Raw genomic sequence first — 647 nt, forward strand, 5'->3', positions numbered from 1 at the left:
CTTGCCTTGTAGCGCTTTTGCAACAAGGTAAACGTGCCATGAAGTCTTTAACTCATCTTCATTGTGATCAGTCCCCATGGTGAAACCGACGAGAACACAGGGGGCCGCGGCTAATACTCTTTTGATAGTATGCTTTCCCCAATTACCCGGATGTGTCTCAACCGATTTAACCGTGTTTCCAAGCGCTGCTTTTATCGCCGCTTTGATTTGAACCTCTACTTCCAGAATCATTAGGTAAATTCCGTATTAGAACGAGAGAACACGGAGCCTGCTGATTCAATAGTTGCGCCGTCCATTGTTTCTGGTCGTTCGCCTTCAGTAGATACGCCTAACGAGATGTCACCTTTACTGACTTTCTCCAAATAACGAATCGCTTCTTTATAGCGATTCGTTACTTCATCAAGTGGGTTTGTGTCATGTAACAAGTAACGAGAAATATCACACGCAAAACGGTTCAGAATAGGTTGTGTATCAGGCAAAGGAAGCGGGTAGCGAGCAGCCAAGTAAGCATCAATCGTTGAATTAGCATCCGATAAAGCTCTATCAACTTTAGTCTGATTGATGTCAGTACCGTATGATCCGAACTCATCAGATTGTGCGGTTAAGCGAACCAGCTCATCAGAGCCAAAACGATCAATTAAATCTTG

General features: G+C 44.0%; 2 protein-coding genes. Both read right to left on the reverse strand.

The features are described 5' to 3' along the window. Positions 1–231, reverse strand: a 231-nt coding sequence (locus TW85_RS25065) for a phage protein Gp37 (protein WP_046019872.1), incomplete at its 3' end; no start/stop codon positions are given. Beyond that, positions 231–647, reverse strand: a 417-nt coding sequence (locus TW85_RS25070; RefSeq protein WP_052702415.1) for a phage protein Gp36 family protein, incomplete at its 5' end; no start/stop codon positions are given. The genes TW85_RS25070 and TW85_RS25065, both read right to left, overlap by 1 nt.

Source organism: Marinomonas sp. S3726 (assembly GCF_000967665.1).
GTDB lineage: Bacteria > Pseudomonadota > Gammaproteobacteria > Pseudomonadales > Marinomonadaceae > Marinomonas.